Below are 13,872 nucleotides of genomic sequence, written 5' to 3'. Positions count from 1 at the left end.
ATCGGTCAGAGCGTCAAGCAATCGTCGGGTTTCACTTGCTGGGACGCTCACCGGGCGTAACATGTCGATGAGAGTGACGTGGAAGTTCCAGCGCGTACCCGTCCATCCCGACCGGGGGACACTCATGCGGTTCCTGATCGTCCGCACCGAGATCCGATCCGTCGCCGACACCGACCTCGAGGCCGCCTGGGCCGACGGCGGCCGGCTGCGGGACGAGCCCACCGCGCCGGAGCCGCGCCGCCAGGTCCTCCACGCCGACGACCGGGACGCCGCGCTGGTGCTGGCCCGGGCGCTGGCCTGCGTGGGGGCCGTCCGCGCCGGCCGGCACCGGGTCAAGGTGCTGCCGGTGGACGATCCGGCTCCCGTGCCGGCCCTGTCCTACCGCTGGGACGGCAGTTGACCCGCTCCTGACGTCCGCCGTGGTCGGACCGGCTCCCCCGCCGCGTTCCTTGCCTCACCCGACCACGGCGGCCCGTGTCCCCGGCCCGGGACCGCCGCGGCAACGACGGTCCCGGGCCGGGGCCGTGTCCAGGCCCGGGACGCGCGAACACCCGCCTCGACGGGTCAGACCCGGTGGTCGCGCCAGCGCCGACCAGGAAGAGGCGGCCGGCCGGTCAGGCCCGGTCGTCGAGCCAGTGCCGGACCAGGAAGAGCGCGATCGACGACGGGGGCGGCAGCAGCAGGCGGTCCCCGCCGCCCACGGGCACCCGCTCGCCGGCCAGCGCCGCGCCGATCTCCTGACGGCTGAACCAGCGGGCGTGGGCGATCTCCGCCGGGTCGACCCGGATCGGGGCGTCCGCGTCGGCGCGGGCCAGGAAGCCGAGCATCAGCGAGCCGGGGAACGGCCAGGCCTGGCTGGCCGCGTACCGGATCTCCTCGACGGCGACGCCGACCTCCTCGCGGACCTCGCGCAGCACGGCGGCCTCCGCCGACTCCCCCGGCTCGACATAGCCGGCCAGGCAGGAGAAACGGCGCTCCCCGGGCACCCGCGGCCAGGTGGCGTTGTTGCCGAGCAGGCAGCGCCCGTCGGGACCGGCCACCCCGTCGTGCACCAGGACGATCATCGCCGGATCGGTACGCGGCCACGTCCGGTCGCCGGTCGGGTCCACCCGCGACCAGCCCGCCTCGTCGACCTGGGTGGGCTGCCCGGTGGCCGCCGAGTAGCCGTGCCGCCGGTGCCAGTTCAGCAGGGCGAGCGCGGTGGTGAAGATGCCCGCGTCCCGGTCGACCAGGAGGTGGCCCACCTCCCGCAGGTGAGCCCGCCGGGTGTCCGGGAGCTCCGGCAGGGTGGAGTCCACCGCGAAGACCGGTACGCCGTCCGGCTCGACGCCGAGGAACATCGGCACCGAACGCGGCACCTCGGGCAGCTCACCGGCGCCGACCAGCACCAGTTCGGGCGGGGCGGCCGGGCCGCGGACCAGTGCCCGCCCCCCGTCGGTCGAGTCCAGCACCAGCACCCGGGCCCGCTCCCACGCCTCGGCCAGCCAGTCCGGGTCGGTCCGCCGGTGCGCCGACCGGTCCAGGGTGGCGCGGGCCAGCGGCGGGGCGTCCTCGCTCACACGCCCGCCCCGGGCCGGCTGGTCCGCTCGCTCACGCCGACTCCGTACGGACCGCGGTCAGCGCGGCCAGCGGCTCCGCGACCCGCTCGGCGTCACCGAGCACCACGGTGACCGCCCGGGCCGGAGCGAGGTAGCGCGCCGCCACCTCCGCCACGTCGTCCACGGTCGCCTTGGCCAGCCGGGCGGCGTGCTCGGCGAGGAAGTCCAGGCGCAGCCCGTTTCCGGCGTACGCGCTGGTCAGCGACGCCAGCCCGGCCTGGGTGGACATCCCGAGCTGGAGCGTGCCGAGCGCGTACTGGCGGGCCTGCTCCAACTCCTCCGGCTTGGGCGGCAGGGCGGCCAGCCGGCCCAGCTCGTACATGGTCTCCAGCAGCGCCGGTGCGGTCACCTCGGTGGCCACCTCGGCCCCGGCGACCAGCACCGACCCGGCGACCGAATGCTCGACCAGCGAGTGCGGCCCGTACGTGTAGCCCTTGTCCTCCCGGATGTTCTCCACCCAGCGGGAGGAGAAGTAGCCGCCGAAGACCAGGTTGGCCAGTTGCAGCGCGGCGTGGTCCGGGTGGGTGCGGGGCACCGCGGGCAGGGCGAGGCGCAGCGAGGACTGCACCGAGCCGGGCCGGTCGACCAGCAGCAGCGGCCCGGGCTCCAGCGGCGGCGCGGGCGGCAGGTCGGCGCTGTGCCCGTCCCCGCCCCAGCCGGCCAGCGCCCGCTCGGCGGCGTCCAGCGCCCGCTCCGGCTGCACGTCGCCGACCAGCACCAGCACCGCCCCGGCCGGGTGCACCCGCTCGCTGTGCAGCTTGCGCAGGACCGGTGGGCGGACCGCGCGGACCTGGTCGGGCTCGGGCGTCTGCACGGCGTACGGGTGCCGCCCGTAGATCCGCTTGAGCAGCGCGGTCCGGGCCAGGTGCGCCGGCTGGCTCTGGGCGACCTGGATCCGGTCGACCAGCCGGTCCCGCTCGGTCTCCACCCAGTCACCGGGGTAGGTGGCCCCGGTCAGCACGTCGGCGAGGATCTCCAACATCCGGTCCAGGCCGGTGACCAGGCCGGCTCCGGAGAGCATCAGCCGGTCCGGGTCGACCCCGGCGGAGAGGCCGCCGCCCACCTTCTGCAGCTCGGCGGCGATCTGGTTGGCGGTCAGCTCGGCGGTGCCGGCCAGCATGGTCTGCGCGAGCATCGCGCCGCGGGCGAGGTGCGCACGGCCGAACGGCATCCAGAGCCGCAGCTCGACCAGGGGCACCGCGGGCCGGCGTACGGCGATCACGGTGAGCCCGTTGTCGAGCGTGCGTTCGGCCTGCTTCGGCAGCTTGAGCCGGCGGTTGGGGCCGAGCGGCGGCAGCGGGCGGGTAGCGGTCTCCGCGGTGGCCGTCACTGGTTCTCCTCCGCTCACCGGGCACCTCCGGCGATGACCTCGATGGACGCGCGGCGCTGCGGGCGCAGGGTCGCGGCGGCGGCGCGGACCTGCTCCTCGGTCACCTCGCCGACCAGCCGGGGCAGCTCGTTGAGCAGGCCCGGCTCCCCGCGTTGCTGTTCCAGCACGGCCATCCGGAGCGCCCGGCCGAGCACCGCGTCGGTGTCCCGCAGCAGGTGGGTGGCCATCCGGGCCTGGGTACGGGCCAGCTCCCCCTCGGTGAGCCCGTCGGTGGCCAGCCGGTCCAGCTCCTCGTCGACGGTGCGCAGCACCTTGTCCACGTCCCCGCCGGGTGGCAGGTGGGCCTGGAGCAGCAGCGCGGTGGGGTCGCGGACGTCGAACGGGTCACCCATGAAGCCCAGGTAGCCGCCGAGGCTGGTGACCGTGCGGTCCCGCTGGACCAGCCGTTCGACCAGCCGGGACGCGTCCCCGTCGGTGAGCACCTCGGCCAGCACCACGTAGGGCAGGTAGCCGGCGAAGTCGGTCACCGGGTCGGGCACCCGCCAGGCGCCGGCCACCGCGGGCAGCGGCGCCAGCCGGTCGGTGTACGAGTGCCGCCGCTCGGCGGTGAGGTCCGGCTCGGCGAAGTCGGGCCGCTGCGGCGCGGGGCGGGCCGGCACATCCCCGAAGTGCCGTTCGATCAGTGCGGTCGCCTCGGTCACGTCGATGTCGCCGCTGACCGCGAGCACCGCGTTGCCGCTGGCGTAGTAGCGGCGGAAGAAGTCGGCGGCGTCGGCGACGGTGGCCGACTCCAGGTCGTCGAACGAGCCGTAGCCGTCGTGGGCGTTGGGGAAGGTGTCGAACATCACCGGCGGCAGGGTCAGCCAGGGGAAGCCGCCGTACGGGCGGTTGAGCACGTTGACCCGGATCTCCTCCTTGACCACGTCGACCTGGTTGCGCAGGTTCTCCTCGGTCAGCCGGGGGCCGCGCATCCGGTCGGCCTCGAGGAAGAGCGCCCGTTCCAGGGCGTTGCTCGGCAGCGTCTCGAAGTAGTCGGTGTAGTCCAGGTGGGTGGAGCCGTTGAAGGTGCCGCCGGCGCCCTGGACGTGGCGGAAGTGGGCGAGCTTCTCGAGGTTCTCCGAGCCCTGGAACATCAGGTGCTCGAAGAGGTGGGCGAAGCCGGTGCGCCCTTCCGGTTCGGAGCGGATGCCGACGTCGTAGACGACCGCCACCCCGATGACCGGGGCGCTGCGGTCGGGGGTGAGCACCACCCGCAGGCCGTTGTCGAGGGTGAACCGCTCGACCGGGTATTTCGTCGCTGGAATGCTGGCTCTCCGCGTCGGCACGTCCTCGACCCTAACGTGCCGGCACCGGCCGCACCGGCGGTGTGCCCGGGTGCCCCGTCCGGCCCGCCCGACGCTGGGCCGACCGGTGCCGCGTACTCCATCGATCAGGTGGGAATTACCGAGATTCTCCAGGTCCGCCGTCCCGGATCGTGGATGGGTCTTGACGCCGCTCACCAACTGCCCCACTCTTCCTACCAACTAAGTAGGAATACTGTGGATTGGAATCATGATGAGACGGCTCCCGTTCCGCCGGCTGGTCTCCCTCGCCACCCTCGCCGTGGTCGGCGCGGCCACCCTGGGCACCAGCGCGGCCTGCGGCGACGACGCCTCCGACGCCGGTGGTGACGCCGGCCCGGTGACGCTGCGCCTCGGCTACTTCCCGAACATCACCCACGCCCCCGCGCTGGTCGGCGTCGAGAAGGGCATCTTCGCCCAGAAGCTCGGCAGCGACGTCACGCTGGAGACCAAGACGTTCAACGCCGGCCCGGCCGCCATCGAGGCGGTCTTCTCCGGCGCGCTCGACGCCACGTACATCGGTCCGAACCCGACCGTGAACGCCTTCTCCAAGTCCAAGGGCGAGGCCGTCCGGGTCATCTCCGGTGCCGCGTCCGGCGGCGTCGCGCTGGTGGTGAAGCCCGAGATCACCTCGGCGGAGCAGCTGCGCGGCAAGAAGATCGCCACGCCGCAGCTCGGCAACACCCAGGACGTGGCGCTGCGCTTCTGGCTCAAGGAGAAGGGCCTGCAGACCACCAAGGAGGGCGGTGGCGACGTCAAGGTCATCCCGCAGGAGAACGCGCAGACCGTCGAGACCTTCGGCAGCGGTGCCATCGACGGCGCCTGGGTGCCGGAGCCGTTCGTCTCCCGGCTGCTCAACGCCGGCGGCAAGGTGCTGGTCGACGAGCGCGACCTCTGGCCGGACCGGAAGTTCGTCATCACCAACCTGCTGGTCAGCACCAAGTTCCTCAAGGCGCACCCGGACGTGGTGAAGAAGCTGGTCGAGGGGCAGGTCGCGGCGAACGAGTTCGTCAACAGCAAGCCGGACGAGGCCCAGCAGGCCATCTCCGAGCACATCGGCAAGATCACCGGCAAGCCGCTGGACCTCAAGCTGATCAAGCAGGCCTGGCCCACCCTGGAGTTCACCAACGACCCGATCCCGGCCTCGCTGAAGACCGGCCTGGACCACGCGGTCGCCGTCGGACTGACCCAGCCGGTCGACCTCAACGGCCTCTACGACCTGACGTACCTCAACGAGGTGCTCAAGGCCCAGGGCAAGTCCGAGGTCGTCCAGCCATGACGTCGACCACGACGGCCCCGCGCAGCGCGACCGGCTCGGTCGCGCTGCGCGGCGTGACCAAGGTGTACGGCCACGGCGACCAGGCCGTCCTGGCGCTGGACGAGGTGTCGCTCGACGTCGAGCCCGGCGAGTTCGTCTGCCTCGTGGGCGCCTCCGGCTGCGGCAAGAGCACCCTGCTCAACCTGGTCGCCGGGCTGGACGGGGTCAGCGGCGGCCGGATCGAGCTGGGCCACGGCGTCAACCCGGGCCTGATGTTCCAGGAGTCCGCCCTCTTCCCCTGGCTCACCGTCGAGGCCAACGTCGAGGTGCCGCTGCGGCTGCGCCGGCTGCCCCGGGCCGAGCGCCGGGCCAAGGTCGCCGAGCTGCTGCGTACGGTCCACCTGGCCGACTTCGGGCGCAAGCGCCCGCACCAGCTCTCCGGCGGCATGCGGCAGCGCGTCGCGCTGGCCCGCACCCTCGCCCTGGACACCCCGGTCCTGTTGATGGACGAGCCGTTCGGCGCGCTCGACGCGATGACCCGGGACATCCTCCACGACGAGCTGGAACGGATCTGGTCGGAACGGAAGCTCACCGTGCTCTTCGTGACCCACAACGTGCGCGAGGCGGCCCGGCTCGCCGACCGGATCATCCTGCTCTCCAGCCGGCCCGGCCGGATCATCTGGTCCACCCGGGTCGACGTACCCCGGCCCCGACGGATCGACTCGCCGGAGGTCGCGACCATCGCCGCCGAGGTCACCGACCGGTTGCGTACGGAGGTGGGCCGCCATGGCCAGTGACACGCTCAGCGGCGCCCCGCGCACCGACGCGGAACTCTCCGGCCTGGACGCCCTGGAGATCGCCGGCCGGCAGAAGACGACCACCCGGGCCGCCCGGCTCTGGTCGGCCACCTGGCCGAAGCTGGCCGCGCTGGCCATCGCGCTCGGCGCGTGGCAGCTCGTGGTCTGGAGCGGCTGGAAGCCGGAATACTCCCTTCCCGGCCCGGTCACCGTCGGGCAGGAACTGCTCCGCCAGGCCGGCACCGACCAGCTCTGGCAGGGCCTCGCCACCACGCTGCGCCGCGCCGCCGTCGGGTACCTCTTCTCGGTCGGCGTCGGCCTGCTGGTCGGCCTCGCGGTGGCCCGGTCCCGGGTGCTGCGCGCGGCGATCGGCTCGATGATCACGGCGTTGCAGACGATGCCCTCCATCGCCTGGTTCCCGCTGGCCATCCTGCTCTTCGAGCTGAGCGAGAAGGCCATCTTCTTCGTGGTGGTGCTGGGCGCCGCCCCGTCCATCGCCAACGGGGTGATCAGCGGCGTCGACTACGTCCCGCCGTTGCTGGTGCGGGCCGGCCGCAACCTCGGCGCCCGCGGCCTGAACCTCTACCGGTACGTCATCGCGCCGGCCGCGCTGCCGGCCATCGTGGCCGGACTCAAGCAGGGCTGGGCGTTCTCCTGGCGCAGCCTGATGGCCGGTGAGCTGATCGTGGTGGGCATCTCGACCACCTCGCTCGGCGCCCAGCTGACCTACGCCCGCGAGCTGTCCGACGCACCGTGGCTGCTCGGCACCATGATCGTCATCCTGGTGGTGGGCCTGCTGGTGGACGCCGCCTTCGGCGCGGCCGACCAGGCGATCCGCCGCCGGTGGGGCGTGCTGGACCAGGCCGGTTCCTGACCCGTGTACGTCTCCGCGCGGGCCGACTACGCGCTGCGGGCCATGCTCGCCGTCGCCGCCGGATCTCCCGCGCAGGGGGTATCCGGCGGCGCGGGGTCTTGCGGCGCAGAGTCTGGTGGCGCGGGGACCGAGGGCGCGAGGTCCAGCGGCGCGGGGTCCGGCGTCGGGAGGCCCGGTGGTGAGCTGGTGAAGGCCGGCAGCCTTGCCGAGAGCCAGCACATCCCGCTCAGCTTCCTTCAGGGCATCCTGCTCGACCTGCGCCGGGCCGGGCTGCTGCACAGCCACCGCGGCACCGAGGGCGGCTACGCCCTCACCCGCCCGGCCGGGGAGATCAGCGTCGGGGACGTGCTACGCGCCGTCGGCGGGGCGTTGACCAGCGTCCGGGGCCTGCCCCTGGACCGCGCCGGCTACCACGGCGTAGCGACCGGACTGCACGACGTGTGGCTCGCGGTCGACGGCGCCATCGCCCAGGTGGTCGACCGGACCACTCTGGCCGACCTGCTGGCCGACCATGCCACCACCTCCTGACCGCCGCCCCGGTGTGGGAAGTGGGACCCGGCCGGGCGATGGGTCGGACCGGCGCGGCACGCTCACGTGCCGCCCCCGACAAGACGTGAAGCCGTTATGCCTCTCAGGCATCTTTATGCCGCAGCGGCATATCGGTCTCAAGGCCACGTTGACTCCGCGCGGCCGACCGAGCACGCGGTCAGCTTCCGGGCGGCCCGTCGGGCGGAGACACCGGGCTGTGCAGCTCGACGACCTCCGCCCGGGCGTCGCCCGACGCGGCCGGATGCCAGGGCGCGAACGCCGCCATCATCGCGAACAGCAGTCCCGCCGCGGCTACCGCGACGACCAGCAGCAGCTCGCGCAGCGCTGCCGAGCCGGCTTCCCCCGTCATGGCCACCCCTCCCGGGTCCGGCCGTCCGGCCTGACCGCGTTCCCCCGGGTCCAGCATCGGCGGGGTCGAGCCCTGGAACAGTCGCCCATCGGACCCGACCACCGCTGATCCCCGACTCAGTTTCGAGCAGCGGCGGGGCCGGTGACACCTCCATCAAGCGGCACCGGCCACGGCGGAACGGTCACCCTCGGAACCAGACGGCACCAGCCCCGACGGGGACGATGACGCCCGGGGCCGGGCGGCACCGGACACGGCGGCGTCCGGATCAGGCGGTACGGGGGCGCGGCGAGCGGCGGCGGCGACCGGACGGGCGGTGCGCCGGACGGGGGGTGGCGTCGGCCACCTCGGCGCCCTGGCCGGGGGCGGCGCCCCGGCCCGAGCCGGTGTTGACCCGGCCGCCGGCGCCGGCCGCCCGACGTCCCCGGGGCGCCCCGGACCGTGCCGCCGGTGCGGAGGTGGCGGCGACGATCGTGACGGGTACGCCGGAGGGCTCCCGGGCCCCGGTGACCCGGGTCAGCTCCGCGTCGCCCGGGCGCACCTGGGCGGTCCGCGGGCTGATCCCGGCCACGTTCATCAGCCGCGAGACGTCCCGGCGCTGCTCCGGCAGGACCAGCGTGACCACGGTGCCGGACTCCCCGGCCCGCGCGGTACGCCCGCCCCGGTGCAGGTAGTCCTTCGCCTCGGTCGGCGGGTCCACGTTGACCACCATGTCCAGCCCGTCCACGTGGATGCCCCGGGCCGCCACATCGGTGGCCACCAGCGCGGTCACCTGGCCGGTCCGGAACTGCTCCAGGATCCGGGTGCGCTGCGGCTGCGACTTGCCGCCGTGCAGCGCGGCGGCGCGTACCCCCTTGGCGAGCAACTGGCGGGCGAGCCGGTCGGCGCGGTGCTTGGTCCCCATGAAGAGGATGGTGCGGCCCTCCCGGGCGGCGATCTGGGTCAGCGCGGCCGGCTTGTCGACCGCGTCGACGTGCAGCACGTGGTGGGTCATCGCGGTCACCGTCGCGGTGCCCGGATCGACCGAGTGCGACACCGGCCGGGTCAGGAAGCGGCGGACCAGCTTGTCCACGCCACCGTCCAGGGTGGCGGAGAAGAGCATCCGCTGGCCGTCCGGCGCGACCTGCTCCAGCAGCTTGGTGACCTGCGGCAGGAAGCCCATGTCGGCCATCTGGTCGGCCTCGTCGAGCACGGTGATCGCCACCTCGCCGAGCCGGGCGTCACCGCGGTTGATCAGGTCGTGCAGCCGGCCGGGGGTGGCCACGACCACCTCGGCGCCGGCCCGCAGCGCGTCCGCCTGCCGTTGCAGCGACAGGCCGCCCACGACGGTGGCGCAGCGCAGCCCGACCGCGCGGGCGTACGGGGCGAGCGCGGTGGTCACCTGCTGGGCCAGCTCACGGGTCGGCACCAGCACCAGGGCCAGCGGGCGCCCCGGGCGGGCCCGGCGACCGGCGGTACGGGACAGCAGCGGCAACCCGAACGCGAGGGTCTTGCCCGAGCCGGTACGGCCACGGCCGAGCACGTCCCGGCCGGCCAGCGAGTCCGGCAGGGTGGCCGCCTGGATCGGGAACGGCTCGGTGATGCCCTGCGTGGACAGCTCGGCGAGCAGCGCGGGCGCCAGGCCCGTCGCGGCGAACGTGGGAACGGTCATGGTCATGCGGAAATGCCTTCCTCGACGCGGCACGTGTCGAGGGAGGCGCCGGAAGCGGCGCTGTCGACCGGCGGACTCGTCCGCCGGGACTCACAAGCACGAACCGAAGGGGGTACGGGCCGGCCCGCCGCCGCGCGCCCCCCGCCGGAGCGGGGGCGGCGCGGCGGACCGGACCCGTCACCGTGCCCTGAGGGCGCGGTGGATGGTGCTGGGTGATCCGAAGATCAGAGCGGGCGGATGTTCTCCGCCTGCGGGCCCTTCTGGCCCTGGGTCACCTCGAACTCGACCCGCTGGTTCTCGTCCAGGCTCCGGTAGCCGGAGGACTGGATCGCCGAGAAGTGGGCGAAGACGTCGGCGCCGCCGCCGTCCGGGGTGATGAAGCCGAAGCCCTTGTCAGCGTTGAACCACTTGACGGTGCCAATTGCCATGTGTTTCGTCTCCTTGACGGAACGGTCGGCCCCGCACCTGTTGCGGGACCGGGAGAGGAGCACGCCGCGCGGGGATCGCACGGGTGCTTGTCGCTGCTGGTCGCCCCGTCCGGAGAACTCCGGACACAACAAAGTGCGCCTGGGGCCACAATCCGCCAGGCGCACACAGAGTCTCTGGAAACCAAAACTGCAACGTGGTTAACCTACCACGGATCACGCGGCGCGGGGCGGTTCGGGGAACTTTCCGGCACGCCGGCGACCATCGCGGCCAGCCCGTCGGCGTCCAGCAGGTCCGCCGGCCGCACGGTGACCCCCTCCCGGACGTAGTGGAAGGCCGCGCCCACCCGCTCGACCGGCACCCCGGCCAGCTCGGCCCAGGCCAGCCGGTAGACGGCCAGCTGCACGGCCGCCGCCTCGGCCGCCGCGCCGGTGGGCTGCCGGCCGGTCTTCCAGTCGACCACGTCGTACCGGCCGCCGGGGCGGGCGAAGACGGCGTCCATCCGGCCCCGGACCACCACGCCGGCGAGCACTGTGGCGAAGGGCACTTCCACCTCCACCGGCATCCGGTCGGCCCACTCGCTGGCCAGGAAACGCTCCTGCAGCTCGACGAGGGCCTCGTCCGGCGCCGCGTCGTCGTCCGCCGCGCCGGGCAACTCGTCCACGTCGAGCAGCCGGTCCGCGCCGAAGCGCTGCTCCAGCCAGGTGTGGAAGGCGGTGCCCCGGCGGGCGTACGGGCTGGGTTCGGCGGGCATCGGGCGGCGCAGCGCCCGGGCCAGCGCCTCCGGGTCGCGGCGCAGCGCCACCAGCTGGGTCACCGACAGGTGGCCGGGCAGCGCCACCTCGACCGCCTCGGCCCCGCGCAGCAGCTCGGCGCGTTCGGCGAGCAGCAGGTCCGCCTCCCGCCGCCACCGCGCCACGTCGGGATCGCCGCCCGGCCCGGCGACCTGGCCCGACCCGCCGTGGCCGGGCGGGGCGTCGGGGTGGGCCGCGGGGCCGGCCGACAGCAGCGTCTCCTCGCGGCGGGCCGCGTCCGGGTCGGCGAGGTAGCGGCGGACCAGGGCGGCGGCCTCGGTCAGCACCGGACGGCGGGCGCCGAGCGGGTCGGCCGGCCACTCGGCCCGGAGCACCACCTCGGTGGTCGGGTTCACCGCGTCGCCGGCCGGCTCCGGGGCCCACCCGTCGACCAGGTGCCCGGCCCCGCCGTCCAGGCAGGTGTCGTGCACCTCCCGCAGGAACACCGACGGGCCGCGGAACTTCTTGGTCCCCTCCCCCCACCAGTAGCCGGAGCAGAGCAGCAGCCGCCGGGGGCGGGTCACCGCCACGTACGCCAGCCGGCGCTCCTCCCGCTCGTCGTGCGCCCGCCAGGCGTCGGTGAAGTCCTCCACCGCCCGGGCCACCCCGCGCTGGTCCTCCGCCCCGGCCAGGCCCAGCTCGGGCAGCCCGTCGGCGTCGCCGCGCAGCGGGAACGGCAACACGCCCAGCCCACCCAGCCAGTGGTCGGAGTTGCGCACCGGCCCCGGCCAGACGCCCCGGGTGAGCCCCGCCACCGACACCACGTCCCACTCCAGGCCCTTGGCGGCGTGCGCGGTGAGGATCTGCACCGCGCCTTCCACCACCTCGACCTCGCCGGGGGTGAGGCCGCGCTCCTCGTCCTCGGCGGCGGCCAGGTAGGCGAGGAAGCCGGCCAGGGTCGCGCCCGGCGTCTCGCCGGAGAACCGGGCCGCCACGTCGCCGAGCGCGTCCAGGTGACCGCGCGCCAGGCCGGCGTCGCCGGTGCCGTCCCGGCCGGCCCGGACCGCGACCTCCACGTCCAGGCCGATGGTCCGCTCGATGTCGGCGATCAGCTCCGGCAGGGACTGGTCCAGCCGGTAGCGCAGCAGCGCCAGTTCCATCCCGTACGCGCGCAGCCGCGCGTACCCCTCCGCCGAGTACGCCTGCGGCGGGCCCGGATCGGCCAGCGCCTCGACCAGCGTCGCCTCGTCGAGCGCGTCCACGGTGATCTCCGGACCGTCGTCGGCGGTCCGCTCGCGGCGGGCCCGGGCGATGGCCTTCGCCCGCCGGTGCAGGGCGACCAGGTCACGCGGGCCGATCCGCCAGCGCGCCCCGGTGAGCAGCCGCAGCAGGGCCGCCCCGTCGGTCGGGTCGGCGAGCACCCGCAGCGTGCAGACCACGTCCCGAACCTCGGGGGTGTCCAGCAGGCCGCCCAGTCCCACCACGTCGACCGGCAACCCCCGGGCGCGCAGCGCGGACTCGATCGCCGGGATCTGGCTACGCAACCGGACCAGCACGGCGGTGGTGGGGCGCTGCGGCACCGGGATGTGTTCGGGCAGCGCGCCGGGCATCCCGGCCGCGCCGCGCCAGGCGGCCAGCACGCTGTCGGCGATCCACTCGGCCTCGTCGGCGTACGTCTCCAGCAGCGCGCAGTGCACGGTGCCGGCGGCCCGGCCGCCGGGGCTGCGGTGCGGGATCGGTTCGCGGACGCTCAGCGCGGCGTGCAGCTCCGGCACCCGCGCGCCGGCCGCCCGCAGCGGCACCGACAGCGCGTTGGCGACGCCGAGGATCTCCGGCCGGTTGCGCCAGCTCGTGGTGAGGCCGAGCACCCGCGCCGGGGTGCCGTCGGCGCGGGCGAACTCGGCGGGGAACCGGTCGAGCGTGCCGGCGCTGGCCCCCCGCCAGCCGTAGATGGACTGGCAGGGGTCGCCCACCGCGGTGACCGGATGCCCACCGCCGAAGAGCGCGTTGAGGAGCACCACCTGGGCGTGGCTGGTGTCCTGGTACTCGTCGAGCAGCACCACCCGGAACCGGTCCCGCTCGATCACGCCGACGCCGGGGTGGTCGCGGGCCACCCGGGCCGCCCGGGCGAGCTGGTCGGCGAAGTCCATCGCCTCGAAGTCGTCCTTGCGCCGGGCGTACGCGCGGACCAGCGGGAGCAGCTTGAGCCGGGTCCGCTGGAGCTGCAACGCCTTGCGGACGTCGGCGTAGACCCGGCCCGGGCGGGACTGCACGTCGGCGAAGAACCGGCCGGTCCAGGCGGCCAGGTCGTCCGGGTCGACCAGGTGCTCGTCCAGCTCGCCGGCGAGCGCGAGCACCGCGTCGGTGATGGTGGCGGGCATCCGGTCCACCTCGGACATGTCCCCGTCGTAGTTGCGGACCAGCAGGTCGACGAGCTGCCAGCGGGACGCCTCGGTGAGCAGCCGGGTGGTCGGCTCGTACCCGGCGCGCAGCCCGTGCTCGGTGACGATCCGCCCGGCGTAGGAGTGGTAGGTGGAGACGGTCGGCTCGCCCGCGAGGGGGTCGTCGTGCGGGTCCCGCCCGGACCGGCCGAGCCGGCGGATGAGCTGGTCGAGGCGGGTGCGTACCCGGTGCGCCAGCTCGCCGGCGGCCTTGCGGGTGAAGGTGAGGCCGAGCACCTGCTCGGGCCGGACGTAGGAGTTGGCGACCAGCCAGACCACCCGGGCCGCCATCGTCTCGGTCTTGCCCGAACCCGCGCCCGCGACCACCAGCAGCGGCTCGACCGGGGCCGCGATGATGGCCGCCTGCTCCCGGGTGGGCGCCGGCAGCCGCAGCAGCTTCGCCAGCTCGACCGGCGTGTAGCGGGGGCCGGCGTCGGCGGCGCGCGGCGCCGGGGTGGCGCTGCCGAACAGGGTGGGCTGGGTCGTCACGGCGCCTTCCCGGTTCGTGACTGCGGGGCTCGCAGGTCC

Annotated in this window: 12 protein-coding genes; 5 read left to right on the top strand and 7 right to left on the bottom strand. The window is 74.5% G+C overall.

What is annotated here, in order from left to right:
* Window positions 1-124: 124 nt before the first annotated feature.
* Window positions 125-400: a hypothetical protein gene (locus LQ51_RS21795; protein ID WP_046568541.1), complete on the top strand. Its 276-nt coding sequence runs from the start codon at window positions 125-127 to the stop codon at window positions 398-400.
* A gap of 214 nt (window positions 401-614) precedes the next feature.
* Here the strand turns inward: LQ51_RS21795 and nudC are convergent, their stop codons facing one another.
* The 3 genes from nudC to LQ51_RS21780 are packed head-to-tail and all read right to left on the bottom strand — an operon-like array spanning window position 615 to window position 4,253.
* Entirely contained in the window at window positions 615-1,559 is a 945-nt protein-coding gene (nudC, locus tag LQ51_RS21790; protein WP_046568538.1) for an NAD(+) diphosphatase, read from the bottom strand.
* A gap of 31 nt (window positions 1,560-1,590) precedes the next feature.
* Window positions 1,591-2,928 (bottom strand): M16 family metallopeptidase, encoded by a 1,338-nt coding sequence (locus LQ51_RS21785; protein WP_046568536.1) that lies wholly within the window; start codon window positions 2,926-2,928, stop codon window positions 1,591-1,593.
* Between the two features lie 14 nt (window positions 2,929-2,942).
* Window positions 2,943-4,253: a M16 family metallopeptidase gene (locus LQ51_RS21780; protein ID WP_046568533.1), complete on the bottom strand. Its 1,311-nt coding sequence runs from the start codon at window positions 4,251-4,253 to the stop codon at window positions 2,943-2,945.
* Between the two features lie 229 nt (window positions 4,254-4,482).
* On the opposite strand from LQ51_RS21780, the gene LQ51_RS21775 reads away from it, so the two are divergent.
* The 4 genes from LQ51_RS21775 to LQ51_RS21760 all read left to right on the top strand — a co-directional run bounded on the left by LQ51_RS21775 (window position 4,483) and on the right by LQ51_RS21760 (window position 7,725).
* Complete coding sequence (locus LQ51_RS21775) at window positions 4,483-5,547, top strand: ABC transporter substrate-binding protein (protein ID WP_046568591.1); 1,065 nt, start codon at window positions 4,483-4,485, stop codon at window positions 5,545-5,547.
* Window positions 5,544-6,323: an ABC transporter ATP-binding protein gene (locus LQ51_RS21770; protein ID WP_046568531.1), complete on the top strand. Its 780-nt coding sequence runs from the start codon at window positions 5,544-5,546 to the stop codon at window positions 6,321-6,323. The genes LQ51_RS21775 and LQ51_RS21770 overlap by 4 nt, the downstream gene beginning before the upstream one ends.
* Window positions 6,313-7,197, top strand: coding sequence for an ABC transporter permease (locus LQ51_RS21765; RefSeq protein ID WP_046568529.1), 885 nt, complete (start codon window positions 6,313-6,315; stop codon window positions 7,195-7,197). Before LQ51_RS21770 ends, LQ51_RS21765 begins: the two co-directional genes overlap by 11 nt.
* A 186-nt stretch (window positions 7,198-7,383) precedes the next feature.
* Window positions 7,384-7,725, top strand: coding sequence for an RrF2 family transcriptional regulator (locus tag LQ51_RS21760; RefSeq protein WP_231605825.1), 342 nt, complete (start codon window positions 7,384-7,386; stop codon window positions 7,723-7,725).
* A gap of 178 nt (window positions 7,726-7,903) precedes the next feature.
* On the opposite strand, the gene LQ51_RS21755 is transcribed toward LQ51_RS21760, so the two are convergent.
* The 4 genes from LQ51_RS21755 to LQ51_RS21740 form a co-directional block, all read right to left on the bottom strand.
* Window positions 7,904-8,095, bottom strand: coding sequence for a hypothetical protein (locus tag LQ51_RS21755; protein WP_046568588.1), 192 nt, complete (start codon window positions 8,093-8,095; stop codon window positions 7,904-7,906).
* 265 nt (window positions 8,096-8,360) lie between these two features.
* Window positions 8,361-9,749, bottom strand: coding sequence for a DEAD/DEAH box helicase (locus LQ51_RS21750; RefSeq protein ID WP_046568524.1), 1,389 nt, complete (start codon window positions 9,747-9,749; stop codon window positions 8,361-8,363).
* A 218-nt stretch (window positions 9,750-9,967) separates the two neighbouring features.
* A complete protein-coding gene (locus tag LQ51_RS21745) occupies window positions 9,968-10,171 on the bottom strand; it encodes a transcription antiterminator/RNA stability regulator CspE (RefSeq protein ID WP_007464836.1) in 204 nt (67 codons plus the stop codon).
* A 203-nt stretch (window positions 10,172-10,374) separates the two neighbouring features.
* Window positions 10,375-13,833: an ATP-dependent helicase gene (locus LQ51_RS21740; RefSeq protein WP_046568521.1), complete on the bottom strand. Its 3,459-nt coding sequence runs from the start codon at window positions 13,831-13,833 to the stop codon at window positions 10,375-10,377.
* Between the last annotated feature and the right edge of the window lie 39 nt (window positions 13,834-13,872).

This window comes from Micromonospora sp. HK10 (assembly GCF_000982955.1).
In the GTDB taxonomy this organism is placed as follows: Bacteria; Actinomycetota; Actinomycetes; order Mycobacteriales; family Micromonosporaceae; genus Micromonospora.
This window is presented reverse-complemented; position numbering and strand designations above follow the sequence as displayed.

Bases quoted from the DNA above. Each gene is read 5' to 3' on its own strand.
- LQ51_RS21795 (WP_046568541.1), top strand. From the start codon at position 125: ATGCGGTTCCTGATCGTCCGCACCGAGATCCGATCCGTCGCCGACACC.
- LQ51_RS21775 (WP_046568591.1), top strand. From the start codon at position 4,483: ATGAGACGGCTCCCGTTCCGCCGGCTGGTCTCCCTCGCCACCCTCGCC.
- LQ51_RS21770 (WP_046568531.1), top strand. From the start codon at position 5,544: ATGACGTCGACCACGACGGCCCCGCGCAGCGCGACCGGCTCGGTCGCG.
- LQ51_RS21765 (WP_046568529.1), top strand. From the start codon at position 6,313: ATGGCCAGTGACACGCTCAGCGGCGCCCCGCGCACCGACGCGGAACTC.
- LQ51_RS21755 (WP_046568588.1), bottom strand. From the start codon at position 8,095: ATGACGGGGGAAGCCGGCTCGGCAGCGCTGCGCGAGCTGCTGCTGGTC.
- LQ51_RS21750 (WP_046568524.1), bottom strand. From the start codon at position 9,749: ATGACCATGACCGTTCCCACGTTCGCCGCGACGGGCCTGGCGCCCGCG.
- LQ51_RS21745 (WP_007464836.1), bottom strand. From the start codon at position 10,171: ATGGCAATTGGCACCGTCAAGTGGTTCAACGCTGACAAGGGCTTCGGC.